Origin of the sequence: Streptomyces sp. NPDC088746 (genome assembly GCF_044751065.1) — a bacterium.
GTDB lineage: Bacteria > Actinomycetota > Actinomycetes > Streptomycetales > Streptomycetaceae > Streptomyces.
On the sequence record NZ_JBIVLA010000007.1, the window covers coordinates 87,336 to 112,284 of the forward strand.

Below are 24,949 nucleotides of genomic sequence, written 5' to 3' on the forward strand. Positions count from 1 at the left end.
CATGGATCGCGCGGGTCCACACCCCACCGGATGCCGTCGGCCGGATGTGCCCTCAGGCCTGGCGGCGGACCTCCACCACCCGGAAGCGGTTGGAGACGAACGCGCCGTCGCAGAGCGCCGCGTTGGCGGCCGGGTTGCCTCCCGAACCGTGGAAGTCGGAGAAGGCCGCCGTCTGGTTGACGTACACACCGCCGGTGAGGTTCAGCGAGAGCTGAGCCGATTCGTCGAAGCAGACCTCCTCCACCGCGCGTTCCACGTCGGGGGAGGTGGTGTAGGCGCCGACGGTCATCGCGCCCTTCTCGCGGATCGTGCGGCGCAGCAGGTCCAGCGCGTCACCGGTCGAGTCGACCGCCACCGCGAACGAGACCGGGCCGAAGCACTCCGAGAGGTAGGCCGCCCCGTCGTCGGGCTTCGTGCCGTCGAGTTTCACGAGGGCCGGCGTGCGGACCACGGCGTCGGGGAAGTCGGGGTTGGTCACCGGGCGCGAGGCGAGCGCCACGTCACCCAGGTCCGGGGCCCCTTCCAGCCGGGCCTTCACGTCCGGGTTCACCAGGGCGCCGAGCAGGCCGTTGGCCCGGGCGTCGTCACCGAGCAGCCCGTTCACCGCCTCGGCGAGGTCCCCCACCACGTCCTCGTAGGACTTGGCGCCCGCGTCGGTCGTGATTCCGTCGCGGGGGATGAGCAGGTTCTGCGGGGTGGTGCACATCTGGCCGCTGTAGAGGGAGAGCGAGAAGGCCAGGTTGGAGAGCATGCCCCGGTAGTCGTCGGTGGAGTCGAGGACGATCGTGTTGACGCCCGCCTTCTCCGTGTAGACCTGGGCCTGGCGGGCGTTGGCCTCCAGCCAGTCGCCGAAGGCGGTGGAACCCGTGTAGTCGATGATCTTGATCTCGGGGCGCACCGCCAGGGTCTTGGCGATGCCCTCGCCGGGCCGCTCGGCCGCCAGGGCGACGAGATTCGGGTCGAAGCCCGCCCCGGTCAGCACCTCGCGCGCCAGCTGGACGGTGAGCGCGAGCGGCAGCACCGCCCGCGGGTGCGGCTTGACCAGCACGGGATTGCCGGTCGCCAGCGAGGCGAAGAGGCCCGGATAGCCGTTCCACGTCGGGAAGGTGTTGCAGCCGATCAGCAGGGAGATGCCGCGCCCCACCGCTGTGTACGACTTGTCGAGCCGCAGCGGGTCACGCTTGCCCTGGGGCTTCGACCAGTCGGCGTTGCGCGGTGTACGCGTCTGTTCCTCGTACGCGTACGCCACGGCCTCCAGGCCGCGGTCCTGGGCGTGCGGGCCCCCCGCCTGGAAGGCCATCACGAACGCCTGCCCGCTGGTGTGCATCACGGCGTGGGCCAGCTCGTGCGTACGCGCGCTGATCCGGGCCAGGATCTCCACGCAGACCAGGGCCCGCGTCTCGGGGCCCGCCGCACGCCAGGAGCCCATCGCGGCGCTCATGGCGGGGAGCAGGATGTCCGGGTCGGCGTGCGGATACTCGACGCCGAGCTCCGGACCGTACGGCGAGACCTCCGCGCCGGTCCAGCCGTCGGTGCCGGGCTGGCCGAGGTCCAGCCGGGTGTTGAGCACGGCGTCGAACGCGGCCTTGCCCTCGGCCGCGCCGAGGCTGCCGGGCAGGCCCCCCTCGCCGTAGGCCTTGGGGTGCTCGGGGTGCGGGGACCAGTAGGCGCGCGTGCGGATCGCGTCGAGGGCCTGGTCGAGCGTGGGGCGGTGGATCTCGGACAGCTTCTCGGGGGAAAGCTCGGCGGCCATGACGGACCAACTCCTCGTCGAGCCGGGCAGGGACATGCTGACGGAGTTAGAGTAACCGAACGATCGGTCGGGACAAGGGGCCCCAAGGAACCTGTGGACAACTCATGGGGGAGGATCGCGGTCATGACCACGGCCAAGCGGGACACGTACACCCCGGAGACGCTCCTGACCGTTGCCGTCCGCATCTTCAACGAGCGCGGCTACGACGGCACGTCCATGGAGCACCTCTCCAAGGCGGCGGGCATCTCCAAGTCGTCCATCTACCACCACGTGGCGGGCAAGGAAGAGCTGCTGAGGCGTGCGGTGAGCCGGGCGCTCGACGGGCTCTTCGGGATTCTCGACGAGGCCGGGGCCACCCAGGGGCGGGCGATCGCCCAGGTCGAGTACGTCACGCGCCGCACGGTCGAGGTGCTCATGGCGGAGTTGCCGTACGTCACCCTGCTGTTGCGCGTACGGGGCAACACGAAGACGGAGCGCTGGGCGCTGGAGCGCCGGCGTGAGTTCGACCAGCGGGTCTCCGAGCTGCTCAAGGCCGCGGTGGCGGACGGCGACCTGCGCGCGGACGTGGACATACGCCTGGCGACCCGGCTGCTCTTCGGCATGGTGAACTCGCTGGTCGAGTGGTACCGCCCGCAGCCCGGCGGATCCCAGGAGGCGGAGCAGCTCGCGGACACGGTCGTGCGGCTCGCCTTCGAGGGGATGCGGGCCGGCTGACCGGGGCAGCCCTCAGCTCAGCTCGGCCGTGCGGTCCGGGCGTGGCCCCAGGTCGGTCTCCTCGAACACCAGTAGGGTGCGGGTGGACAGCACCTCCGGTATGGCCTGGATCCTGGTGAGGACCAGCTCGCGCAGGGCCTGGTTGTCCGGGGTGTGCACCAGGAGCAGGACGTCGAAGTCGCCGCTGACCAGCGCGATGTGGGTGGCGCCCGGCAGTGCCTGTAGCTGTTCGCGCACGGTGCGCCAGGAATTCTGGACGATCTTGAGAGTGATGTAGGCGGAGGCGGCCTGCCCAGCCCGTTCGTGATTCACCCGTGCGCTGAATCCCCGGATCACGCCGTCCTCGACGAGCCTGTTGATCCGGGCGTACGCATTGGCGCGGGAGACGTGGACGCGCTCCGCGACGGCCCGTATCGAGGCGCGGCCGTCCGTCTGGAGGATGCGGAGGATGGCGCGGTCGATGGAGTCCAGCGGCCGGGCGGGCGGAGTGCGGTCCGGGGTGCCGCCCCCGTCGGCCATTTGTTCAGCTGCCATCTGCCCGCGCCTCCCTGTTGTGGACGACCTGCCCCTATCCCAGGCTGTGGAGAACCGTTTGTCCACAGGCTGAAGGCGCCTGTAGCCAAATTGCCCCGGCGACCGAACAATCGGTAGGTGAGGCACACCACATCCGCGCCTCGCCCACGCCCGACATTCTGCAGATTTCGACACCCCTCGATATATCTCGATGCCAGGAGGTGCTTGTCATGACGGTCCAGGAGCTGCCCGGCGCAGCCGCCTACCGGCCCACGCCGCCCCCGGCCTGGAAGCCGCTCACCGATCCCGCGCCGCTGCTCCCGGACCCCGAGCCCTACCGCGTGCTCGGTACGGACGCGGCGGCCGGGGCCGACCCCGAGCTGCTGCTGAGGCTCTACGCCGAGCTGGTGCGTGGCCGCCGGTACAACGCGCAGGCCACCGCACTGACCAAGCAGGGCAGGCTCGCGGTGTACCCGTCGAGCACCGGCCAGGAGGCGTGCGAGATCGCTGCGGCGCTCGTGCTGGAGGACCGGGACTGGCTCTTCCCCAGCTATCGCGACACGCTCGCCGCGGTCGCGCGTGGCCTGGACCCGGTCGAGGCGCTGACGCTGCTGCGGGGGGACCGGCACACCGGCTACGACCCGCGTGAGCACCGCATCGCCCCGCTCTGCACCCCTCTGGCCACCCAGTTGCCGCACGCCGTGGGCCTGGCGCACGCGGCGCGCCTGAAGGGCGACGACGTGGTGGCCCTCGCGATGGTCGGCGACGGCGGGACGAGTGAGGGCGATTTCCACGAGGCGCTCAACTTCGCTGCCGTCTGGCGGGCCCCGGTGGTCTTCCTCGTGCAGAACAACGGCTTCGCAATCTCCGTGCCGCTGGCCAAGCAGACCGCGGCACCGTCCCTGGCCCACAAGGCCGTGGGCTACGGGATGCCGGGGCGCCTGGTCGACGGTAACGACGCGGCAGCCGTGCACCAGGTGCTCGGCGAGGCGGTGGCGCGCGCCAGGCGGGGCGAGGGGCCGACGCTGGTCGAGGCGGTCACGTATCGCATGGACGCCCATACGAACGCCGACGACGCCACCCGCTACCGCGGCGACAGCGAGGTGGAGGCATGGCGCGCACACGACCCGATCAGGCTTCTGGAGCGGGAACTGACCGGGCGGGGGCTGCTGGACGAGGACGGCATCGGCGCGGTGCACGAGGCGGCTGAACGGATGGCGGAGGGGCTGCGGGAGCAGATGAACGCCGACCCGTCGCTCGACCCGATGGATCTGTTCGCCCATGTCTACGAGGAGCAGACCGGCCAGCTGCGGGAACAGGCGGCGCGGCTGCGGGCCGAGCTGGACGCAGGGGACGGTGCGCACGACGAGAGCGGCGCGGAGGAGGGACGATGAGCACTGCTGCGGCCACAGCCGGCGAACGGACCGGCAGGGCCAGACCGGCCACGATGGCGCAGGCCCTCGGACGGGCGCTGCGCGACTCGATGGCGGAGGATCCGACGGTGCACGTCCTCGGGGAGGACGTCGGCACGCTCGGTGGCGTCTTCCGCGTGACCGACGGCCTGGCGAAGGAGTTCGGCGACGACCGCTGTACGGACACGCCACTGGCCGAGGCGGGCATCCTCGGCGCGGCCGTGGGCATGGCGATGTACGGGCTGCGGCCCGTGGTGGAGATGCAGTTCGACGCCTTCGCGTATCCCGCGTTCGAGCAGCTGGTCAGCCATGTCGCCAAGATGCGGAACAGGACCGGGGGCGCGATGCCGCTGCCGATCACGGTGCGCGTGCCGTACGGCGGCGGGATCGGTGGGGTCGAGCACCACAGCGACTCCTCCGAGGCGTACTACATGGCGACGCCCGGGCTGCACGTCGTCATGCCGGCCACGGTCGACGACGCCTACGGGCTGCTGAGGGAGTCGATCGCCTCCGACGACCCGGTGGTCTTCCTGGAGCCGAAGAGGCTCTACTGGTCCAAGGCCGACTGGTCGCCGGACGCGCCGGCCCGGGTCGAGCCGATCGGGCGGGCCGTGGTCCGGCGGCCCGGACGTAGCGCGACCCTGATCACGTACGGACCGTCCCTCCCGGTGTGCCTGGAGGCCGCGGAGGCGGCCACAGCCGAGGGATGGGACCTCGAAGTGGTCGACCTGCGCTCACTCGTTCCCTTCGACGACGAGACCGTGGCCGCGTCGGTGCGCCGCACGGGGCGTGCGGTGGTCGTCCACGAGTCGTCCGGGTTCGGCGGGCCGGGCGGTGAGATCGCGGCGCGGATCACCGAGCAGTGCTTCCACCATCTGGAGGCGCCTGTCCTGCGCGTCGCGGGGTTCGACATTCCCTATCCGCCGCCGATGCAGGAGCGGCACCATCTGCCGGGCGTGGACCGGGTGCTCGACGCGGTCGCCCGTCTTCAGTGGGAGGCCGAGAGCTGATGGCGCAGGTGCTCGAATTCAAGCTCCCGGACCTGGGCGAAGGCCTGACCGAGGCCGAGATCGTGCGCTGGCTGGTGGAGGTCGGCGACGTCGTCGCCGTCGACCAGCCGGTCGTCGAGGTCGAGACGGCCAAGGCCATGGTGGAGGTGCCCTGCCCCTACGGGGGCGTGGTGACGGCGCGCTTCGGCGAGGAGGGTGCGGAGCTCCCGGTCGGCGCACCGCTGCTGACGGTGGCAGTCGGCTCGATGGAGCGGGTGGACGGGCACGAGGTTCCCGGCGAACCCTCCGGTGACGGTGCCGGGAATGAGGCGTCCGGCAATGTGCTGGTCGGTTACGGCACGGCCGCACCGGCGGCGCGGAGACGACGGGTCCGGCCCGCTCGGGTCGCGGCGCAGGCCCCTGGGACGGCGGACCGGACAGCCTCGGCGCAGGACCCGGCCACAGCCCGGCAGCCGGTCCTCGCGGTGGCGGAGCGGTCGGCCTCCGCGGCGGCGGCGACCCCTGCGGGGGATGACCGGAGTCCCGTCGCCGTCATCTCCCCGCTGGTCCGGAAGCTGGCGCGGCAGCACGGTCTCGATCTCCGTCAGGTCGTCGGCACGGGACGGGACGGGCTGATCCTCCGTACCGACGTGGAGTGCGCGATCAGAGCCGCGGACGAGGAACGCGCTGCCGACGCGTCCCCCGCCGCCCGGCCGGCGCCGGACACATCGGTCGAACGGATCGCGCTGCGCGGGGTCCGGGGCGCGGTGGCCGAGAAGCTCTCCCGCAGCCGGCGGGAGATTCCCGATGCCACCTGCTGGGTCGATGCCGACGCCACCGAGCTGATGGCCGCGCGGGCCGCGATGAACGCCGCAGGCCCGAAGGTGTCGGTGCTCGCGCTGCTGGCCCGCATCTGCACGGCAGCCCTGGCGAGGTTCCCCGAGCTCAACTCCACGGTGGATACCGAAGCCCGGGAGATCGTGCGGCTGTCCGGGGTCCACCTGGGCTTCGCCGCGCAGACGGAGCGAGGCCTGGTCGTTCCGGTGGTCCGGGACGCGCACACCCGTAACACGGAGTCGATCGGGGCGGAGATCGCCCGGCTGACCGAGGCCGCCCGGGACGGGAAGCTGACCCCCGCGCAGCTCACCGGAGGGACGTTCACGCTGAACAACTACGGGGTGTTCGGCGTCGACGGTTCGACCCCGATCATCAACCACCCCGAGGCGGCCATGCTCGGGGTAGGGCGGATCGTGCCCAAACCCTGGGTGCACGAAGGCGAACTGGCGGTCCGCCAGGTCGTCCAGCTCTCGCTCACCTTCGATCACCGGGTCTGCGACGGTGGCACGGCCGGCGGCTTCCTGCGCTACGTCGCCGACTGCGTGGAGCGGCCGGCGATCCTGCTCCGCACGCTGTAGCGGGGCAGGACGGTGGGCGGCCGGGGCCCGGGCATCGTGTGAGTTCGGTCCCCGGAGGGCCCGCCATCGGTGGGCGGACCCCATACTCGGGGCATGACCGCGTATGACGCCATCGTGCTTGCCGGAGGGGCTGCGAAGCGCCTCGGCGGGGCCGACAAGCCAGGGCTCCATGTGGGCGGCCGTGCGCTGCTCGACCGGGTGCTCGCCGCATGTGCCGACGCAGGGTCCACCGTGGTGGTCGGTGGGCGCAGGCCCACCGTGCGTCCGGTCACGTGGACACGTGAAGTGCCCGAGGGCGGTGGCCCCCTGGCGGCCCTCGGCGCCGGTGTACGGCACACGGCCGCGGAGAGCGTTCTGGTGCTCTCCGCGGATCTGCCGTTCCTCGGGGAGGCGACGGTCCGGTCGTTGCTGTCCGCAGCGGAGCCGGGAGACCGCGAAGGCGCCCTGTGCACCGACCAGGACGGCCGGGACCAGCCGCTGGTCGCGGTCTACCGGGCCGAGCCGCTCCGCCGTGAACTCGCCCTTCTCGCCACCGAACACGGCAGCCTGGCCGGACTCCCCCTCCGGTTGCTGACCGCCGAACTGGAGCTGGCCCGGGTCCAGGCCGGCCCGTTGGCTGCCTTCGACTGCGACACCTGGGAAGACATTGCCGCCGCCAGGGCCCGGATCAGGGAGCATGGGACCGTGCTGGACGAATGGATCACCGCAGTCAAGAACGAACTGGGCATCGAGCTCGACGTCGACACCGGCGTCCTGCTGGACCTCGCCCGGGACGCCGCGCACGGAGTGGCCCGGCCCGCCGCGCCGCTGACCACCTTCCTGGTGGGGTACGCGGCGGCGATGGCGAGCAGCGGTAAGAGCCCGGAGGCCGCGGCTGAAGCCGTGGCCGAGGCCTCCCGCAAGGCCACCGCCCTCGCACTCCGGTGGGAGGAGGAAACGGCGGCGGGAAGCGGGCCCGGCGCGCCATGACCCCGCACGGACGCGATGCGCGGACGGCCGAGGAGGAGCGTGCGGCGGCCGAGGAGGAGCGGGCGGTCGAGCAGGCACTGGCCCTCGTGGGGCGCCGGCCAGGCACTCCGCAGCCCGCACCGGACCGGCAGCCGGGCACTCCCCAGCCCGCACCGGACCGGACGCCAGGCACTCCGCCGCCCACACCGGGCCGGCAGCCAGGCACTCCGCAGCCCGCACCGGACCGGGCCGGTGCAGGGGAGCCGCCTTCCAGGCAGGCACCAGCAGCGCCGGGGATGCGCGCCGGCCCGACCTCGGACGGCCCTGGGCCAGGAGGGGCGGAGCCAGGCGCCCCGGCCCCGGCCTCCTCCAGGCACCACGAATCCTCGGCGCTCCACGGCTCTCCCTCTCACGCCCACCGCGCCGGTGCCACCACCTGGGCCGCGGCGCGTGCTCTGGCCGACCGCCTCGGCCGGTCCGCCCCTCCGGCCGCCCACCGGCTTCCGCTGGACCGGGCCCTCGGGCACGTACTCGCCGAGGCCGTCGTCGCGCTCACCGATCTGCCGTCGTTCGACACCTCGGCCATGGACGGCTGGGTCGTCGCGGGGCCGGGCCCCTGGACCGTACGGGAAGGAGAAGGGCTGCTCGCCGGACGCGGATCCGCTGAGCCGCTCCCCGACGGGCACGCCCTGCGGATCGCCACGGGCGCACGCCTCCCGGCGGACGCCACCGCCGTGATCCGCAGCGAACACGCGCACTGCGACGAGGCCAAGGGGCTGCTGCACGCCACCCGTGAAGTGGTGCAGGGCCAGGACATCCGGCCGCGGGGCCAGGAGTGCCGTTCCGGTGAAGAGCTCCTGCCCGCGGGGACCGTGGTGACCCCGCCCGTCCTCGGACTGGCGGCTGCCGCGGGGTACGACGCTCTCGTCGCCGTGCCCCGGCCCCGCGTGGACGTCTTCGTCCTCGGCGACGAGCTCCTCACGGCGGGGCTCCCCCGGGAAGGTCTGATCCGCGACGCGCTCGGCCCCATGCTCGCCCCCTGGCTCCGCGCCCTGGGGGCGGAGGTCGCCGAGCCCAGGCGCCTTGGGGACGACGCCGACGCCCTCCGCCGTGCCCTCGTCTCCTCCGATGCCGACCTGATCCTCACCACGGGCGGGACAGCCGCCGGCCCGGTGGACCATGTCCACCCGGTCCTGGCCGGGATCGGGGCCGAGCTGCTGGTCGACGGGGTGGCCGTACGCCCAGGCCATCCGATGCTCCTGGCCCGGCTCGCCGAGGGCGGCCCCTGCCTGGTCGGCCTGCCCGGCAACCCCCTCGCAGCGGTATCCGGGCTGCTGACGCTGGCCGAGCCCCTGCTCCGGGGGCTCGCCCGTCAACCCGCCCAGGACCGCTACAGCGCGCCCGTCCATGAAGAGGTGCACGGACACCCGCATGACACCAGGCTGATCCCCGTGGTCCACCGCGAGGACGGCGTCGTACCCCTCCACTACAACGGCCCCGCCATGCTGCGTGGGATCGCGGCTGCGGACGGGCTGGCCGTGGTGCCACCCGGCGGGGTACGGTCCGGCACCGAGGTGGAGATCCTCGATCTACCGTGGGCCTCGGCATCGCCGTGGACGGAAGGGTGTTTCACGTGAAACTTCCCGGCCACGACGCGATGGCCAGGCGGGCGGACGAACATGTCGTCCCGACCCGGGTGCTCCTGCCCCGTCGTGTCGTCGACAGACCGCTGCGACAGGTGGCCAAGCGACTGGCAATGGCTCTCACGGTGCTGGCCATAACGGTCTTCATCGTCTGGGCCGACCGGGACGGCTACCACGACAACGCCGACGAGAAGGTCGACTTCCTCGACGCCGTCTACTACGCGACGGTGACGCTGTCGACGACCGGCTACGGCGACATCGTCCCGTACAGCGACCCGGCCCGGCTCGTCAACGTGGTGCTGGTGACGCCGTTGCGGGTGCTCTTCCTGATCATCCTGGTCGGCACCACCCTCGAGGTCCTGACGGAACGGACCCGGGAGGACTTCCGGCTGAACCGTTGGAGAAGCAACTTGCGTGAACACACCGTGGTCGTCGGCTTCGGTACGAAGGGCCGCTCAGCCATCCAGACGCTCTGCGCCACCGGTCTGAAGAAGGACCAGATCGTCATCGTCGACCCGGCCGGCAAGGTGATCGAGGCGGCCAACGCAGAGGGCTTCGTGGGCGTGTTGGGTGACGCGACGCGCAGTGATGTGCTGTTGCGGGCCGAGCTCCAGAAGGCCCGTCAGATCATCATCGCCACCCAGCGCGACGACACCGCGGTGCTGGTCGCCCTGACCGCGCGTCAGCTCAACCGGGGCGCGAAGATCGTGGCCGCGGTCCGCGAGGAGGAGAACGCGCCGCTGCTGCGGCAGTCGGGCGCTGACGCCGTGATCACCAGCGCGAGCGCGGCCGGACGGCTGCTGGGCCTGTCGGTTCTCAGCCCCAGCGCGGGCACGGTGATGGAGGACCTCATCCAGCAGGGCAGCGGGCTCGATCTCGTCGAACGGCCGGTGATAAAGGCCGAGGTGGGCAAGAACGTCCGCGAGACCGATGACCTCGTGGTCAGCGTCCTGCGCGGTCACCGGCTGCTCGGTTACGACGACCCGGCGGCCAGCCCCTTGCAGCTGACGGACCGGGTGATCACCATCGTGCGTGCCTCACCGAGCCACACGTCGCCGACGAGCCATCCGCAGCAGCCCAATCAGCGGCCGTAGGAACGAGGCCCGGACGCGGCGCAGGCAGGTCCACCCTCGTCCGGGACTCTGTACGGAGTAGCCTCGCGGCCATGTATGCGATCACGATCCCCGAACCCGGCGGCCCCGAAGCGCTCGTATGGGCCGAGGTCCCCGATCCCGTACCCGGCGAGGGCGAAGTTCTCGTCGAGGTCGTGTCCAGCGCGGTGAACCGGGCTGATGTGCTGCAGCGGCAGGGCTTCTACAACCCCCCGCCCGGCGCCTCCCCGTACCCGGGCCTGGAGTGTGCGGGCCGTATCACGGCGCTCGGCCCCGGGGTGACCGGGTGGTCCGTGGGCGACGAGGTGTGCGCACTCCTCGCGGGTGGCGGATACGCGGAGAAGGTCGCCGTGCCGACCGGACAGCTGCTGCCCGTGCCCGACAGCGTGGACCTGGTCGAGGCGGCGGCGCTGCCCGAGGTCGCGGCGACGGTCTGGTCCAACGTCTTCATGGTGGCCCACCTGCGGCCCGCCGAGACCCTCCTGGTCCACGGCGGTTCCAGTGGCATCGGCACGATGGCGATCCAGCTCGCCAAGGCCGTCGGCGCGCGCGTCGCGGTGACGGCGGGAGGCCCGGAGAAGCTGGCGCGCTGTCAGGAGCTGGGCGCCGACATCCTGATCGACTACCGCGAGCAGGACTTCGTCGAGGAGCTGCGGCAGGCGACGGACGGCACCGGTGCGGACGTCATCCTCGACATCGTCGGGGCGAAGTACCTGGACCGGAACGTGCGGGCCCTCGCTGTGAACGGCCGTCTCGCCATCATCGGTCTTCAGGGCGGCGCCAAGGGGGAGCTGAACCTGAGCGCCCTGCTGAGCAAGAGGGCAGCCGTCACGGCCACGTCGCTCCGCGCGCGACCGCTCGCGGAGAAGGCCGCGATCATCGCGGCGGTACGCGAGCACGTGTGGCCGCTGCTCGCAGACGGCGTCGTCCGGCCGGTGGTGGACCGCACGGTGCCGATGTCGGACGCGGCGGAAGCCCACCGGCTGATGGAGTCCAGCAGCCACATCGGCAAGATCCTCCTGGCCGCGCCCAAGGCCTGACGCGAGCGCCCAGGCCTGACGCGAGCGCGCGCAGGACGGACGCGAGCCCCCAAAGCCTGACGCGAGCGCCCAGGACGGACGTGAGCGAGCAGGACGGACGCGAGCGCCCAAGGCCTGACGCGAGCGCCCAAGGCCTGACGCGAGCGCTCAAGACGGACGCGGGGCCCGGCACACTCGGTGTCTCGGTGTGTGCCGGGCCCCGGTGCGTACCGCGGTCGGTAGGGAATCAGGTCACTAGAGGTACGGGCCGGAGCGCGCCGGTCCGTGCGGGTCGACGCCGCCTTCCTCGTCCTCGATGCCGACGCCCGGAGGAAGGGCGCGGCGCATCTGCTCCAGCTGCGCGCGGGCCGCCATCTGCTGGGCGAACAGCGCCGTCTGAATGCCGTGGAAGAGACCCTCCAGCCAGCCGACCAGCTGGGCCTGCGCGATCCGCAGCTCGGCCTCGGAGGGGACGGACTCCTCGGTGAACGGCAGCGAGAGCCGCTCCAGCTCCTCCACGAGCTCCGGCGCCAGGCCGTCCTCGAGCTCCTTCACCGAGCTCGCGTGGATCTCCTTGAGCCGGACACGGCTCGCCTCGTCGAGAGGAGCCGCCCTGACCTCCTCCAGAAGCTGCTTGATCATGCTGCCGATCCGCATGACCTTCGCGGGCTGTTCGACCATCTCCGTCACCGGAACCTCGCGCGACTCGTCGTCACCCCCACCGCCGCCGATGGCCATTCCGTCCTGCCCCACCACGAGGACTTGGGGGTGCTCCTGCGACCGTTCATTCCTCGGCATTTCCATGCCGCCATTGTCTCCCACACCGGCTGTACAACACGGTGGTGCCCCCGGAAAGGCAAGATCACCCTTCCCGGGGGCACCGGAACAGCCGCTCACCTCACGGGGGCGCTCACCCCGCGCGCCGCGCCAGGGCCAGCCGTGATCCGGCGAAGGCGGCGGCCAGCAGCCCTGCCAGCACCGGTACGACCAGGGCCAGCAGCCCGATGGTCTCCCACGGCATCACGATGGGTGTGTACGCGGAGTCCATGGGCTCGTCACGCATCGCTCCCATCGCCTCCCGCAGGTCCACCAGCCGCAGGGCCACCGCCGGCACGACGCCCGCGGCCGTGCCGAGAAGCACACCCGTGAGCGCGACCACCACGCACTGGAATCCGGAGAGTGAACGCCGCACGCCGGGCGGAGCCCCCACCGCGCTGAGCGTGGTGAGGTCGGCCTCCGCGTCGGCCTTCGCGAGACCGGTGGTGATGGCAGCAGCGCCGAGTGTGACGACGCCCGCGAACAGAGCGAGGATCAGCAGGATCACATCCTCGTCGCGCGTCTCCACCGGATTCGGAGCCTGGAGGTAGACCCCGTTGCCGGCCTGGGTGAACGCAGCCGCCACCGCCTGTTGCTCGGCGTCCGTCGGCGCGTGCGTGACGGTGTAGATGCTCCCGTAGGCCGCGGTGTGCAGCCCGAGCCGGTCCGCGGCCTGCTGCGGCAGGATCATCCGGATCCCGGGGGTGGCGGCGTACTTCGCGGGAGCGACGTAGACCTTCAGCCGGTCGGTGGTGGCCTTGGCCTCCCCCGGATGGAGCTTGCGGTTCTCCTTGTCGCGCTCGTTGTACGTGTGTACGGCCTTGAGCGTGACCTGACCGTCCTGCGCGTACGCGGGGTTGAGCAGCACGGGAGTCCCGGCCGCCAGGGCTTCGGCCGCCGCCGGGTCGTCGAGTTTCACGTACGACCTGAGCAGCGCGGCGTCCCCTATGACGATGTGGCTGTCGCCGGTGTAGAGCGCTCCCGCGGTGAGGTATTCGTCGACGCAGGCGGGGGAGCTCATCAGCTTCTTGTGCTCGTCGGCGGAGAGGCTCTCGGCGAGCTTCTTGGCACCCTCTCCCTGGAGCGGGCAGCTGTGGCCCTCACCGGTGGGCTTGACCAGTTCGAGCGTTCCGCAGCTGTTCTCCTCCTCGTAGTAGACCGTGCAGTCGGAACCGGCCCAGGCCCGCCCGATGTCGGCGCGGCCGCCGCTGACCGCCAGATTCTGCTCCGCGGCGGTCCTGGCCAGGGAGAGCTGGTCGACGGCGGTCGGCTCGGAGGCCACGAGCGCCACCGTCCCCGGGGTGAGGGAGCGCATGTGGTCGTAGTCGTGCTCCGCCATGACGCTGGTGGTGTACGTGGCGATGGCGACGGTGCCCGCCACGGCGGCCATGACGGCGGCGACGGCCGGCGCCGTACGGCCTCGGTTACGTGCCGCGTCGCGCAGTGCCATGCGAGGGGAGAGCGGGAGGCGGGTGCCGAGCCTTCCGAGGAAGCCGACGATCACCGGGATGCAGGCGAGCACCCCGAGTTCGGCGACCACGGAGCCGCCGGCGACGAACTGGGTGTCGCCGGTCGTGCCGCCGTACACGGCGACGGCCACGCCAACCGTGAGTGCCACGCAGCCCACGACGGGGAGGACGCGTGAACTCCGGCGTGTACCGCGGCGCCCGGTGAGTGATTCGAGCACCGACTGCCGGCCGGCGACGATCGCCGGCGCCAGAGCCGCCAGGACACCGGTGACCAGGCCGATGACGGCGATGCCCAGCAGCTCCCAGGGGCGGATGTCCAGCTCGCCGAAACGGCTTCCCATCCAGCCCTCGATCATCGGACGGAACAGGACGGTGAGGCCGATTCCGGCGGCGACACCGGTCACGGCTCCCACCGCGCCGAGCACCAGGCCCCCGGACAGCACGACGGCCCGCACCTGGCCCCGGTCGCCGCCGCAGGTGCCGACGAGACCGAGCTGCCTGCGCGAGCGCCTGGCTCCCACGGCGAACGCGGGGCCGGCCAGCAGGACGATCTCCAGGACCGCCATGGCGACGACGGTCACCACCGCCGCGCTCAGCTCCGAGGAGCTCTCACCGTAGGAGGAGATGTCCTGGTGCGAGAGCAGCGGGACCTCGGAGTCCGGGGGCGGATCGAGAGCGACCTGACGGGACAGCACCACGACGCCCGTCTCGTTGGCCTTGAGCACATCAGGCCAGGAGATACCGTCGCCGGCGGGGCCGCTGACGAGCCAGGTCATGTCGCCGGGGTAGGGCGGGACGACCTTCTTGTCACGGTCGGCCGCCGCCTTCCAGGGGGCGAGTACCGCCCCCGGGTCGGCGTACAGCGCGCTCTTGTCGAGCTCCCCGGGCAGCTCGACGCTGCCGGTGATCGTGTACGTCTGCTCGGGGCCGCGCAGGGTCGTGCGGGAGCCGACACCGAGCCCGGCGGACTCCAGGAAGCTCTCGGTCGCGACGATCTCGTCCTCACCGTGCGGGTACGCCCCGTCGACCAGGTCGAGCCTGCCCCGGACCGCCGGGTCGGAGGTGCGCAGCTCCACGATCTCGGTGTTGGCGACCCCGTGCCGCGTGGTGACCACGGCGGGAACGGACTGCTCGGTGAGGTAGCGCGAACCCTTCGGGAACGTGGCCGGCACATCGACGGGCGCACGCTCGTCCTCGGCCGCCACCTCGGCCCCGTCGTCAGGAGTGCCCCACGTGCTGGCGTCGGGCATCTGCTCCAGAGGGGCGGGCCCGATGCCCGCCGAACTGAACACGGCGTCCGCCGCCCCGATCTTGGCCACCAGGTTCTCGGCCACGGTGGCTGTGGAACTGCGGTACGTCACGTCGGCGGCCGTCACACCGAGGACCGGCAGAGCGATCATCGCGACGACGAGCGCGCTGCGGCCCTTGGACCGCAGGGCATCGCGCCGGGCGATCCGGAGGGCGGCGCGCCACCCGGTGAGAACGCTCACTCGGCACCTTCAGCGGCGAGCAGGGACTCGGCGGCGGTGGCCACCGTCTGGTCCACGATCGACCCGTCCCGGAGGAAGACCACCCGGTCCGCCCAGGCCGCGTACCGGGGCTCGTGCGTCACCATCACCCCGGCAGCACCCTGGTCGCAGCGGTTGCGGAGCAGGGCGAGCACGGCCTCACCGGTCTCGGAGTCGAGCGCTCCGGTCGGTTCGTCCGCGAGTACGAGGCGGCGGTCACCCACGAGGGCGCGGGCGATGGCGACGCGCTGCTGCTGGCCGCCGGACATCTCGTCCGGGAAGCGGTCGGCGACCTCCGCGAGGTGCATCTCCTCCAGCGAGGCCATGGCCTCCTTGCGCGCCTTGCGTACGGAGACGCCGTCGAGCTCGCGCGGCAGGGCGATGTTCTCCGCGGCGGTGAGGGCGGGGATCAGGTTGTAGTCCTGGAAGACGTAACCGACGCTGCGCCGGCGCAGACGCGCGATGCCCTTGCGGCCGAGCGTGGAGATGTCCTGGCCCTCGATGACGACCTGGCCGCTGGTCGCGGCGTCGAGGCCGCCCGCCAGGGTCAGAAGCGTGGACTTGCCGGAACCGGAGGGCCCCATCACGGCGACGAGCTCACCGGTGTGGACGGACAGGTTGATGCCGCGCAGGGCGTGGACCTCGGCGATGCCGGAGCCGTGGGTGCGGGTCAGGGCCCTCAGTTCGAGGACGGGAGCGTCCACGGAGAGACCGGTGGACGGTGCGGGGACGGACGAGGACATGGTGGGCTGTTCCCCCTGAGAACGATGTACGGAAAGGGGCCGCGGGCCGGAGTGGCGCGGGCCGGAGTGGCGCCGCAGGCCGGATCGGCTGCCGCCGCCGGTGGTCAGCGGCGGGCGGACGGCCGCGAGGCGGCGGACCGCGTGGCCCCACGGGTCGTGGACGCGGCGGGGCGTGCGGCGGGTTCGGTCGCGGCGGCCTCGGCGAGGCGCACGAGACGGGACTCGCAGTGGTCGAGCCAGCGCGCCTCCGCCTCCGCCTGGAAGATCAGCTGCTCCACGACGAGCAGCCAGGCGACCTCGTCCCGGTCGGCGGGTACGTCGGCGAGCGCCTGGGCCTTCAGCCGGGTGTAGTCCTGCATGGCCTTCAGCGTGTGGCTCCGCTGGGACTGGATGACGGCGCGGATGTCGACGCCGGGCGCCCCGACCGCCATCGCGAGCTTGATCGCCAGCTCGTCGCGGGGCGGACTGCTGCGGTCGACGGGGGTCTCGAACCAGCTCCTCAGCTCGGTCCGCCCGTCCTCGGTGATCGAGTAGAGCGCGTGGCCCGCGTCGTCCTCACCGTCCTGGGCGACCATGCCGTCGCGCTCCAGACGGCTGAGCGTCGTATAGACCTGCCCGACGTTCAGCGGCCAGGTGGAACCGGTGCGGGACTCGAATTCGGTGCGGAGCTGGGAGCCGTACCGAGGTCCCCGCTCAAGGAGGGCCAGCAGCCCGTGGCGGATCGACATACTGAGTATGTATACCCAGTATGTTGCTCGGCGCAAGCGTCCCTGGCCAACGCCCCCGCCGGTCGGACGGGTCAGTCCGGGCGGCGCATACGGACGGCCAGAAAGGCCAGTCCCAGCCCGACCAGGGCGATTCCGCTTCCCAGCGACACGTCCCGCACCTGCTCCATGGCGGGTTCGTCCAGCGCCTGCCGCTGCCGCGCCGTCTCACCGGGCTCCGGGAACGCCCCGGGCGGTGGTGTGAACGCGGGAACCTTCACGGGATCCGGATCCGGAGGCATCTCGTCCGCCGCTGCCTCGGAGTCCGCGGCCTCCAGGGGGGAGAGGGACCTCCCCGGCCGCGCCCGCCCCTCCCCGGCCTGCCGCCCGGCCAGAGGCGACTCGGCGGCGGAGGCGGACGGGCTCGCGGTGGGGGAAGAGGAGCCCGAGGGCCTCGCCGGAGCCGGAGCCGGAGCGAGAACCGCGGCCGTATCCGGATGTCCCAGGTGTGCCGACCGGGCCGGCTGCGCCGGGCGTACGGACGCGACGGCCCCGTCCTCCCCGTACGCCAGGGCGGGGGGCCCGAGTGCCAGCCCGACCACTGTCACCAGACAGGTGACGCACCGTGACGACCGTGAAGCCGGGAGTCCTGGAGGCATGGGATCAGCGTCACACGCACCGATATGTCCGGCATCCCGGGTGCGTCCGGACGCCGCACCTCAACCGCGCCGGGTCAGCGCGGGAAGGCCCGGCAGCGGGCGGAGGGAGGCGGCCGGCGGTCAGGCCGGGTCACCCGTCGCGATGCGCAGCTCGAAGTGGGCGTTCCGCTCGGCCACGGCCGCGCCCGAGGTCGGGAACTGGTCGATGACCTGGTCCTCGGCGTAGGTGTTGCCCTCCACCTTGATCTCCTTGATCGTCCAGCCTGCGGCCTGGGCGCACGCCTTCGCGGAGAGGATGTCCTTGTAGACGAAGTTCGGGGCCTGGACCTTCGCCGGGTCGTCCGTGTCCTCCGTGGCGTCGGTGCACTCCTCCTCGTCCATCGTCCGGTTACGCTCCGGCGGCCTGTGCTCGCCGGCCACGCTGGACTCGCTGGAGCTCGGGTCGCCGCCGCCCTTGCCGTTCTCCGAGTCGCCGCCCATGTTGAGGAAGGCGATCAGGCCGCCGATCGCGACCAGGGCGACCACGATCGACCCCACGACGACCGGCATGTTGCGCCTGGACCCGCCGCTGCCGCCCGCACTCGTCGAAGGCTGCGGGGACATCGTGTACGGCGGCGGGGTCTGGTGCCCCACCGGGGCCGGGGTGCCGTACGGCTGGGCCGCCTGCGGGTAGCCGTAGCCCGGCGTGGGGGCGGGGGTCGGTACGCCGTAGGGGCCCGGCTGGTGCTGCTGGTGGGGGTGCGGCTGGTACGGCGTCTGCACGCTGTGCGGTGCCGGGGTGGCCTGGTCGACGGGCGGGAAGACCGCCGAACCGACGCCCGAGCCGCTGTTCGCCGGGGAACCGCCGCCGATGATCACCGGGGCGCCCGCGGGACCGCTCGCGTTCAGGACGCGGGTGATCTCGTCCTGCATCGCAGCGGCGCTCGGGAAGCGCTCGTTCGGGTTCTTTTTCAGCGCGCGGGCGACGAGGGCGTCCATCGCGGGTGTGATCGACCGGTTGATGCTCGACGGGGCGACCGGCTCCTCCTGCACATGCGCGTACGCGATGGCGAGCGGGGAGTCCGCGTCGAACGGGATGCGTCCCGTGAGCAGCTGGAAGAGCATGATGCCGACCGAATACAGGTCGGAGCGCGCGTCGACGCCGCGGCCGAGCGCCTGCTCGGGGGAGAGGTACTGCGGGGTGCCGACGACCATGCCGGTCTGGGTCATCGAGGTGACGCCGGACTGCATGGCACGGGCGATGCCGAAGTCCATCACCTTGACGACGCCGCGCTTGGTCATCATCACGTTGCCGGGCTTGATGTCGCGGTGGACCAGGCCCATCTCGTGGCTGGTTTCCAGGGCGGCGAGCACGTCGGCCGTCACCTTGAGCGCCTTGTCGGCCGGCATCGCGCCGTACTGCTGGATGTCCGACTGGAGCACGGAGCCGAGCGGCTGCCCCTCGACGTACTCCATGACGATGTACGGCATCAGCGCGCCGCCGAGCTCGTCCTCGCCCGTGTCGAACACCGAGACGATGTTGGTGTGCTGCAGCTTGGCGACGGCCTGCGCCTCGCGCCGGAATCGCTCGCGGAAGGACTGCTCGCGCCCCAGCTCCGTGTGCAGCGTCTTGATGGCGACCTGGCGGTCGAGGGCCGAGTCGTACGCGAGATAGACGGACGCCATGCCGCCCTCGCCGAGCAGGTCGCGCAGCTGGTAGCGGCCGCCGGCCACGGAACCGCCCGCGTAGCGTCCCTGTGCGCCGTGTGCCCCGTCGTGGCTCATGACTTGCATCCCCCTCGGCGCCCGACGGACGCGATCATCCCTATTACGCGCCAAGTCTGCCCGAGGGGTACGACACGTCAAGCCGGGTGCCCGTTCCGTGACCCTACGCACAAGAAGCGTCTCGGAAGCGTTACAGGAAGAGCATGGAATTTGCGCGTAAGGCACGCGAGCCGATTGGATGACCGGTCACTCTGGAAACCGGTGTGTCGGACAGAGGCTGTAGCGTGACGTGGCAATGCAGCAAGGCACCGTGAGAACCCGCGGACGCGCGGACAGATACGACGGCGAGGACTGATGGCACCCGGATCCGAAGCAAACGGCGGCGGAGTTTCGGATGGCACCGACTCCTGGGGTGTCGGCGGTGTGGTCGGAGACGGCCGTTACCGCATGACCCACCGGCTCGGCCGCGGCGGCATGGCCGAGGTCTACGCCGCGGAGGACGTCCGTCTGGGGCGCACGGTGGCGGTGAAGCTGCTCCGTTCCGACCTTGCCGAGGACCCGGTCTCCAAGGCCCGCTTCACGCGTGAGGCACAGTCGGTCGCGGGGCTCAACCACCACGCGATCGTCGCCGTGTACGACTCCGGTGAGGATGTCGTGGGCGGGTCGACCGTGCCGTACATCGTGATGGAGCTCGTCGAGGGCAACACCATCCGCGATCTGCTGCTCGAGGCCGAGGCCCCGCCGCCCGAGCAGGCGCTGATCATCGTCTCGGGCGTCCTGGAGGCGCTGGCCTACTCCCACCAGCACGGCATCGTGCACCGCGACATCAAGCCGGCGAACGTGATCATCACGCACTCCGGCGCCGTCAAGGTGATGGACTTCGGCATCGCCCGCGCGCTGCACGGCGCACAGTCGACGATGACCCAGACCGGCATGGTCATGGGCACGCCCCAGTACCTCTCCCCCGAGCAGGCGCTCGGCAAGGCCGTCGACCACCGTTCCGACCTGTACGCCACCGGCTGCCTGCTCTACGAACTGCTCGCCCTGCGGCCCCCGTTCACGGGCGAGACCCCGCTCTCCGTCGTCTACCAGCACGTCCAGGACACCCCGGTCCCGCCCTCCCAGGCCGCCGGGGCCGTCCCGCCGGAGCTGGACGGCCTCGTCATGCGCTCCCTCGCGAAGGACCCGGACGACCGGTTCCAGAGCGCCGAGGAGATGCGCGGGCTCGTCCAGTACAGCCTGCAGATGCTGCAGGTCCAGGGCGGGCACACGGGCACGTGGAACACCGGCCCGGTCAACGTGCACGACAGCGGTCACACGGCCGCGATGAACGTCGGCGGCAGCACGGCGGCCATGGGGCACCCCATGCACGGGGACACCTCGCAGGGCCCGATCCTGCCGCCCATGAACCCCGACGACGGGGCGTACGCGGGCGGCAGTCACCGCGAAGGCGGCGGCCGCGGCAAGATGTGGCTGTTCGTCGTGCTCGCGCTGATCGCGATCGGTGCGGGCGTCGCGTTCGCCCTCCAGGCGGCCAACGGCGACGGCGGCAACAAGAAGGCCCCGGTCACGCCCTCCACGTCGTCCTCCACGTCACCGACCCCGTCCTCGGCGGAGCCGACGGACGAGGAGACCGAGGAGACCGAGGAGCCGAGCGGCTCCACGGGCGGTCAGACCTGGCCCACGGACGAGCCGACGTGGACCCCGTCGAACGACCCGACCGAGCCGACGCAGGAGCCGACGGTGACACCCACGACGCCGAGCCCGGGCACGGGCGGGACGTCGGACGGCGGTACGACGACGGACGGCGGCACCGGTGACGACGGCGGCACCGGTGACGACGGTGGCACCGACGACGGTGGCACCGGTGACGACGGGGGAGCGACCACGGAGGGAAGCACCACCGGCACCTCGGCCGGCGCCGCCGAGGGCGCCGCCGCAGGAGCTGCGGGCGCCACCGCCGGGTGACCACGAGGCGGTGACCTAGGGGCCCTCACCCCGTGAAGGCCTCGCCGACCGCCTCGTACTCACGCGTCCACCACACCGCCAGGGCCGACACCGCAGGGAACTGCGGGTCGGCCCTGCGGTCGTGCAGGCGGTAGCGCCAGCGCAGTATCCAGAAGTCGTTGAGGCGCTCCCACCACACCCGGTGCACCGCGGCCGCCAGCTCGGCCGCCCCGGCGCCCGCCGATCGCCGGTAGGCGCGGGCGTACGCCCGGACCTTCTCCAGCGCCAGCTCGCCGTCGGGCCGTACGAAGAAGATCGCCGCCGCCCGTACGGCCTCCTCGGCGCGCGGCTGCACGCCGAGCCGGTCCCAGTCCACGATGGCGACGGGGTCGGCGCCCCGGTAGAGGAGGTTCAGCGGGTGGAAGTCGCCGTGCACCCATCCCCTGGCAGAGCCCTCGGGCATGGGCGGGCGGCGGTGCGCGTGCTGCTCCAGCAGCGCACGGCGCTCGACGAGGCGGTGCACGGCGAGCTCGTCGAAGGCGTCCCGGGGGCCCATGTGCCGCGCGGCCGTCAGCAGCTCGTCGATCAGCGTGAACGTGTCGGCGGGATCAGGGCTCTGGCCCCGTACCGGAGGCGGCGGGTCCGTCTCCATGACCTGCTCCAGACCCATGTGCACGGCGCCGAGGAGCGCCCCGAGCCGGCGTGACTGGGCGGTCGTCAGCTGGGCGCCGTCCCGGTGGAGTCCGTCCACCCACCGGTGCAGGGCGTAGCGTTGCCCGTCGATCACCGTGACCGTGTCACCCTCCGTGTCCGAGAGCGGCGGGGCCACCGGCACACCGAGGGAGTGCAGTTGCTGGGTCGCCCGGTGCTGCCGGACGATCGTGGCGTGGTCGCCGCTGGCGTCGTCGAGGTGGTGCTTGTCGAGATGGTGCTTGAGGAAGTACGAACCGCGGGTGGTGGACACGCGGTAACCGTGGTTGAGCAGGCCCTTGCCGATCGGTTCGCACGCGAGGGGCTCACCGGCGTCCGGGTAGCGGCGCAGGACCTCGACGACCGGAGGGACAGGCGGAAGGGTCACAGATGAGCGCAGCACTCGCCACATGTTAGGTGACGCTGAGTGGCCGGTTTTACGGACTTGCGTCGAAGGTCAGAGTGTGCATATGGGAGAGGTGCGGATCGAGCCTCAGATACACCGGATCGAAGTGCTCGCCGTTCACCTCGGCCGGGCCGGCCCCGAAGCGTTCGCGCTGGTCGGAGGCGGGTTCCACGATCTCGGCGGGGCCGGTGAACTGCACCGACCAGAGGTCCGCCGCACCGCCTGACGCGGGGGAGTTGAAGTTGTCCGCCCCATAGGCGACGACGCTTCCGTCGCAGGACTCGTGGAAGCCGAGTCCCCTGTGCATCCGCAGGACGACACCGCCCTCGACCACCAGGTGCCGGGCCACCGCCAGGAAGGGCAGGGCCCGCATGCTCATGGCCAGCCGGCCGTAGCGGACACTGCCGAGCAGCTCGATGGCCCGGCGCTTGTCCGCCACGGAGGAGACGGTGGAGGCCGTCGGGCCGGAAGGGCCCGACGCGCCGGGAGGGCCGGATGTGCCGGCACCTGCCGCGGTGCCGGTGTCGGAGGGGCGGGAAGAAAGCATGCCCCCACTCTCCGCGACAGGTAGGAGCCGGGTAAGGGTCCGCCGCCCCCGACGGTCAGGGACCAAAGTCCCTGCCCCGCCCCTTCAGCGCCTCTCGGCCTGAAGCCTCGCCACGTACGCCGCCGCCTGTGAACGCCGCTCCATGCCCAGCTTGGAGAGCAGGCTGGAGACGTAGTTCTTGATGGTCTTCTCGGCGAGGTGCAGCCGCTCGCCGATCACCCGGTTCGTCAGCCCCTCGCCGATCAGGTCGAGGATCTTGCGCTCCTGCTCGGTCAGCCCCGCGAGACGGTCGTCGCCCTTGCCGTCCTTGCCCTCGCGCAGTCGCTCCAGCACGCGGGCGGTGGCCGCCGGGTCCAGCAAGGACTTGCCGGCCGCCACGTCGCGCACGGCGCCGAGCAGCTCGTTGCCGCGGATGGCCTTCAGTACGTACCCCGAGGCGCCCGCCATGATCGCGTCGAAGAGGGCCTCGTCATCGGCGTACGAGGTGAGCATGAGGCACTTGATGTTCTCGTCCCGCGAGCGGACCTCGCGGCAGACCTCCACCCCGCTGCCGTCCGGCAGCCGGACGTCGAGGACGGCGACGTCGGGGCGGGTCGCCGGGATCCGTGCGAGCGCGTCCGCGGCCGTGCCCGCCTCGCCGACGACCTCGATGTCCTCCTCGGAGGACAGCAGCTCGTGGACCCCGCGCCGGACGACTTCGTGATCATCGAGCAGGAATACCGTGATTTTTCCTTCTTCGCGCACATTCGAAGTCTCACACACTCCTTTGTCGTCCGCCCTTCCCTGCGACTGCGGGCCGGGATAACGTGCCGTTGTTCCGGCCGCCTGCAAGGCTGTTACCAGTGCTGTGACCAGCGGGACTTGGCGATTTTCTGGATTTACTTGGAAATCCAAGCAAAATCGCAGGTCACAAGGTGTTTCGCAGTTATGCGATGCACTGGGTAACGTGCTTATGACAGGACGCTCGCCGGGGCACCTGTCACGCCTGTTCCGGTCGAGTCGCACCCACCCCGTGCACGGGTCCGGACACAGGCGAGCCGCACTGGTTCCCGGCCATCCCGGGGGCCGGACCGACGGAGGAGCACGCACGTGACCGTGGAGAGCACTGCCGCGCGCAAACCGCGACGCAGCAGCAAGCGGACCAGCGCCGCGAAGACGCCACAAACCACCGAGCCCCAGCTGGTACAGCTGCTGACGCCCGAGGGCGAGCGCGTCGAGCACCCGGAATTCGAGATCGACCTGAGCGCGGACGAGCTCCGCGGTCTCTACCGGGACATGGTCCTGACCCGCCGCTTCGACGCCGAGGCCACCGCGCTCCAGCGCCAGGGCGAGCTGGGCCTGTGGGCCTCGCTGCTGGGCCAGGAGGCCGCGCAGATCGGCTCCGGCCGGGCGCTGCGCGACGACGACTACGTCTTCCCGACCTACCGGGAGCACGGCGTCGCCTGGTGCCGGGGCGTCGACCCGACCAATCTGCTCGGGATGTTCCGCGGCGTGAACCACGGCGGCTGGGACCCGAACACCAACAACTTCCACCTGTACACGATCGTCATCGGCTCGCAGACCCTGCACGCCACCGGCTACGCCATGGGCGTCGCCAAGGACGGCGCGGACTCGGCAGTGATCGCGTACTTCGGCGACGGCGCCTCCAGCCAGGGCGATGTCGCGGAGGCCTTCACCTTCTCCGCCGTCTACAACGCCCCCGTCGTGTTCTTCTGCCAGAACAACCAGTGGGCGATCTCCGAGCCGACCGAGAAGCAGACGCGCGTGCCGCTCTACCAGCGCGCGCAGGGCTTCGGCTTCCCGGGCGTACGGGTCGACGGCAACGACGTACTCGCGTGCCTCGCCGTCACCAGGTCGGCGCTGGAGCGGGCCCGGCGGGGCGAGGGACCCACCCTCGTCGAGGCGTTCACCTACCGGATGGGTGCCCACACCACCTCCGACGACCCGACCAAGTACCGGGCGGACGAGGAGCGGGCGGCCTGGGAGGCCAAGGACCCGATCCTGCGGCTGCGTACGTACCTGGAGAAGCAGGACCTCGCCGACGCGGCGTACTTCACCGCGCTGGAGGAGGAGAGCGAGACCCTCGGCAAGCGGGTCCGCGAAGCGGTGCGGGCCATGCCCGACCCGGATCGGCTGGCGATCTTCGACCACGCCTACGCCGACGGCAACCCGCTCGTCGACGAGGAGCGCGCCCAGTTCGCCGCCTACCAGGCATCGTTCGCCGAGGAGGGCAACTAG

21 protein-coding genes are annotated in these 24,949 nt (G+C 71.7%); 10 read left to right on the forward strand and 11 right to left on the reverse strand.

Annotated elements, in window-relative coordinates; translation table 11 throughout:
• Positions 1-52: 52 nt before the first annotated feature.
• Positions 53-1,753 carry a phenylacetic acid degradation protein PaaN gene (paaN, locus tag ACIP63_RS27960; RefSeq protein WP_401520932.1) on the reverse strand — a complete coding sequence of 567 codons (1,701 nt, stop codon included), beginning with the start codon at positions 1,751-1,753 and terminating at the stop codon, positions 53-55.
• 123 nt (positions 1,754-1,876) lie between these two features.
• Here paaN and ACIP63_RS27965 point away from each other — a divergent pair, with 123 nt between their 5' ends.
• Positions 1,877-2,467 (forward strand): TetR/AcrR family transcriptional regulator, encoded by a 591-nt coding sequence (locus ACIP63_RS27965; protein ID WP_401520933.1) that lies wholly within the window; start codon positions 1,877-1,879, stop codon positions 2,465-2,467.
• Between the two features lie 12 nt (positions 2,468-2,479).
• Here ACIP63_RS27965 and ACIP63_RS27970 read toward each other — a convergent pair whose 3' ends face one another.
• Complete coding sequence (locus ACIP63_RS27970; RefSeq protein WP_401520935.1) at positions 2,480-3,001, reverse strand: Lrp/AsnC family transcriptional regulator; 522 nt, start codon at positions 2,999-3,001, stop codon at positions 2,480-2,482.
• Between the two features lie 209 nt (positions 3,002-3,210).
• Between ACIP63_RS27970 and pdhA (ACIP63_RS27975) the strand changes: the two genes are divergently transcribed.
• From pdhA (ACIP63_RS27975) to ACIP63_RS28005, 7 genes are all read left to right on the forward strand, one after another.
• The gene (pdhA, locus tag ACIP63_RS27975) at positions 3,211-4,374 is read left to right on the forward strand and encodes a pyruvate dehydrogenase (acetyl-transferring) E1 component subunit alpha (RefSeq protein WP_401520937.1); all 1,164 of its coding nucleotides are present in this window, start codon (positions 3,211-3,213) and stop codon (positions 4,372-4,374) included.
• Entirely contained in the window at positions 4,371-5,402 is a 1,032-nt protein-coding gene (locus tag ACIP63_RS27980) for an alpha-ketoacid dehydrogenase subunit beta (RefSeq protein WP_362927484.1), read from the forward strand. Before pdhA (ACIP63_RS27975) ends, ACIP63_RS27980 begins: the two co-directional genes overlap by 4 nt.
• Positions 5,402-6,796 (forward strand): dihydrolipoamide acetyltransferase family protein, encoded by a 1,395-nt coding sequence (locus ACIP63_RS27985; RefSeq protein WP_401520940.1) that lies wholly within the window; start codon positions 5,402-5,404, stop codon positions 6,794-6,796. Before ACIP63_RS27980 ends, ACIP63_RS27985 begins: the two co-directional genes overlap by 1 nt.
• A 93-nt stretch (positions 6,797-6,889) precedes the next feature.
• Positions 6,890-7,765: an NTP transferase domain-containing protein gene (locus ACIP63_RS27990; RefSeq protein WP_401520942.1), complete on the forward strand. Its 876-nt coding sequence runs from the start codon at positions 6,890-6,892 to the stop codon at positions 7,763-7,765.
• Positions 7,762-9,381: a molybdopterin molybdotransferase MoeA gene (locus ACIP63_RS27995; protein ID WP_401520945.1), complete on the forward strand. Its 1,620-nt coding sequence runs from the start codon at positions 7,762-7,764 to the stop codon at positions 9,379-9,381. The genes ACIP63_RS27990 and ACIP63_RS27995 overlap by 4 nt, the downstream gene beginning before the upstream one ends.
• Positions 9,339-10,481 carry a potassium channel family protein gene (locus ACIP63_RS28000; protein ID WP_401520947.1) on the forward strand — a complete coding sequence of 381 codons (1,143 nt, stop codon included), beginning with the start codon at positions 9,339-9,341 and terminating at the stop codon, positions 10,479-10,481. The genes ACIP63_RS27995 and ACIP63_RS28000 overlap by 43 nt, the downstream gene beginning before the upstream one ends.
• Before the next feature lie 71 nt (positions 10,482-10,552).
• Positions 10,553-11,539: an NAD(P)H-quinone oxidoreductase gene (locus ACIP63_RS28005; protein ID WP_401520950.1), complete on the forward strand. Its 987-nt coding sequence runs from the start codon at positions 10,553-10,555 to the stop codon at positions 11,537-11,539.
• A gap of 234 nt (positions 11,540-11,773) precedes the next feature.
• Here the strand turns inward: ACIP63_RS28005 and ACIP63_RS28010 are convergent, their stop codons facing one another.
• From ACIP63_RS28010 to ACIP63_RS28035, 6 genes are all read right to left on the reverse strand, one after another.
• Positions 11,774-12,322: a bacterial proteasome activator family protein gene (locus tag ACIP63_RS28010; RefSeq protein ID WP_401520953.1), complete on the reverse strand. Its 549-nt coding sequence runs from the start codon at positions 12,320-12,322 to the stop codon at positions 11,774-11,776.
• A 106-nt stretch (positions 12,323-12,428) separates the two neighbouring features.
• Complete coding sequence (locus tag ACIP63_RS28015) at positions 12,429-15,293, reverse strand: FtsX-like permease family protein (RefSeq protein ID WP_401520956.1); 2,865 nt, start codon at positions 15,291-15,293, stop codon at positions 12,429-12,431.
• Entirely contained in the window at positions 15,290-16,054 is a 765-nt protein-coding gene (locus tag ACIP63_RS28020) for an ABC transporter ATP-binding protein (RefSeq protein WP_401520958.1), read from the reverse strand. Before ACIP63_RS28020 ends, ACIP63_RS28015 begins: the two co-directional genes overlap by 4 nt.
• A 104-nt stretch (positions 16,055-16,158) precedes the next feature.
• Positions 16,159-16,782, reverse strand: coding sequence for a PadR family transcriptional regulator (locus ACIP63_RS28025; protein WP_401520961.1), 624 nt, complete (start codon positions 16,780-16,782; stop codon positions 16,159-16,161).
• Positions 16,783-16,853: 71 nt separating this feature from the next.
• The gene (locus ACIP63_RS28030; protein ID WP_401520963.1) at positions 16,854-17,366 is read right to left on the reverse strand and encodes a hypothetical protein; all 513 of its coding nucleotides are present in this window, start codon (positions 17,364-17,366) and stop codon (positions 16,854-16,856) included.
• A gap of 171 nt (positions 17,367-17,537) precedes the next feature.
• The gene (locus ACIP63_RS28035; protein WP_401520965.1) at positions 17,538-19,181 is read right to left on the reverse strand and encodes a protein kinase; all 1,644 of its coding nucleotides are present in this window, start codon (positions 19,179-19,181) and stop codon (positions 17,538-17,540) included.
• 294 nt (positions 19,182-19,475) lie between these two features.
• On the opposite strand from ACIP63_RS28035, the gene ACIP63_RS28040 reads away from it, so the two are divergent.
• On the forward strand, positions 19,476-21,089 hold the full coding sequence (locus ACIP63_RS28040; protein WP_401520968.1) for a protein kinase: 1,614 nt from the start codon (positions 19,476-19,478) through the stop codon (positions 21,087-21,089).
• 25 nt (positions 21,090-21,114) lie between these two features.
• On the opposite strand, the gene ACIP63_RS28045 is transcribed toward ACIP63_RS28040, so the two are convergent.
• From ACIP63_RS28045 to ACIP63_RS28055, 3 genes are all read right to left on the reverse strand, one after another.
• Complete coding sequence (locus ACIP63_RS28045; RefSeq protein WP_401520971.1) at positions 21,115-22,170, reverse strand: phosphotransferase; 1,056 nt, start codon at positions 22,168-22,170, stop codon at positions 21,115-21,117.
• A gap of 25 nt (positions 22,171-22,195) precedes the next feature.
• Entirely contained in the window at positions 22,196-22,711 is a 516-nt protein-coding gene (locus ACIP63_RS28050; RefSeq protein WP_401520973.1) for a pyridoxamine 5'-phosphate oxidase family protein, read from the reverse strand.
• A gap of 84 nt (positions 22,712-22,795) precedes the next feature.
• Positions 22,796-23,455: a response regulator gene (locus tag ACIP63_RS28055; protein ID WP_401520976.1), complete on the reverse strand. Its 660-nt coding sequence runs from the start codon at positions 23,453-23,455 to the stop codon at positions 22,796-22,798.
• Between the two features lie 345 nt (positions 23,456-23,800).
• Here ACIP63_RS28055 and pdhA (ACIP63_RS28060) point away from each other — a divergent pair, with 345 nt between their 5' ends.
• Positions 23,801-24,949, forward strand: coding sequence for a pyruvate dehydrogenase (acetyl-transferring) E1 component subunit alpha (pdhA, locus tag ACIP63_RS28060; RefSeq protein WP_401520978.1), 1,149 nt, complete (start codon positions 23,801-23,803; stop codon positions 24,947-24,949).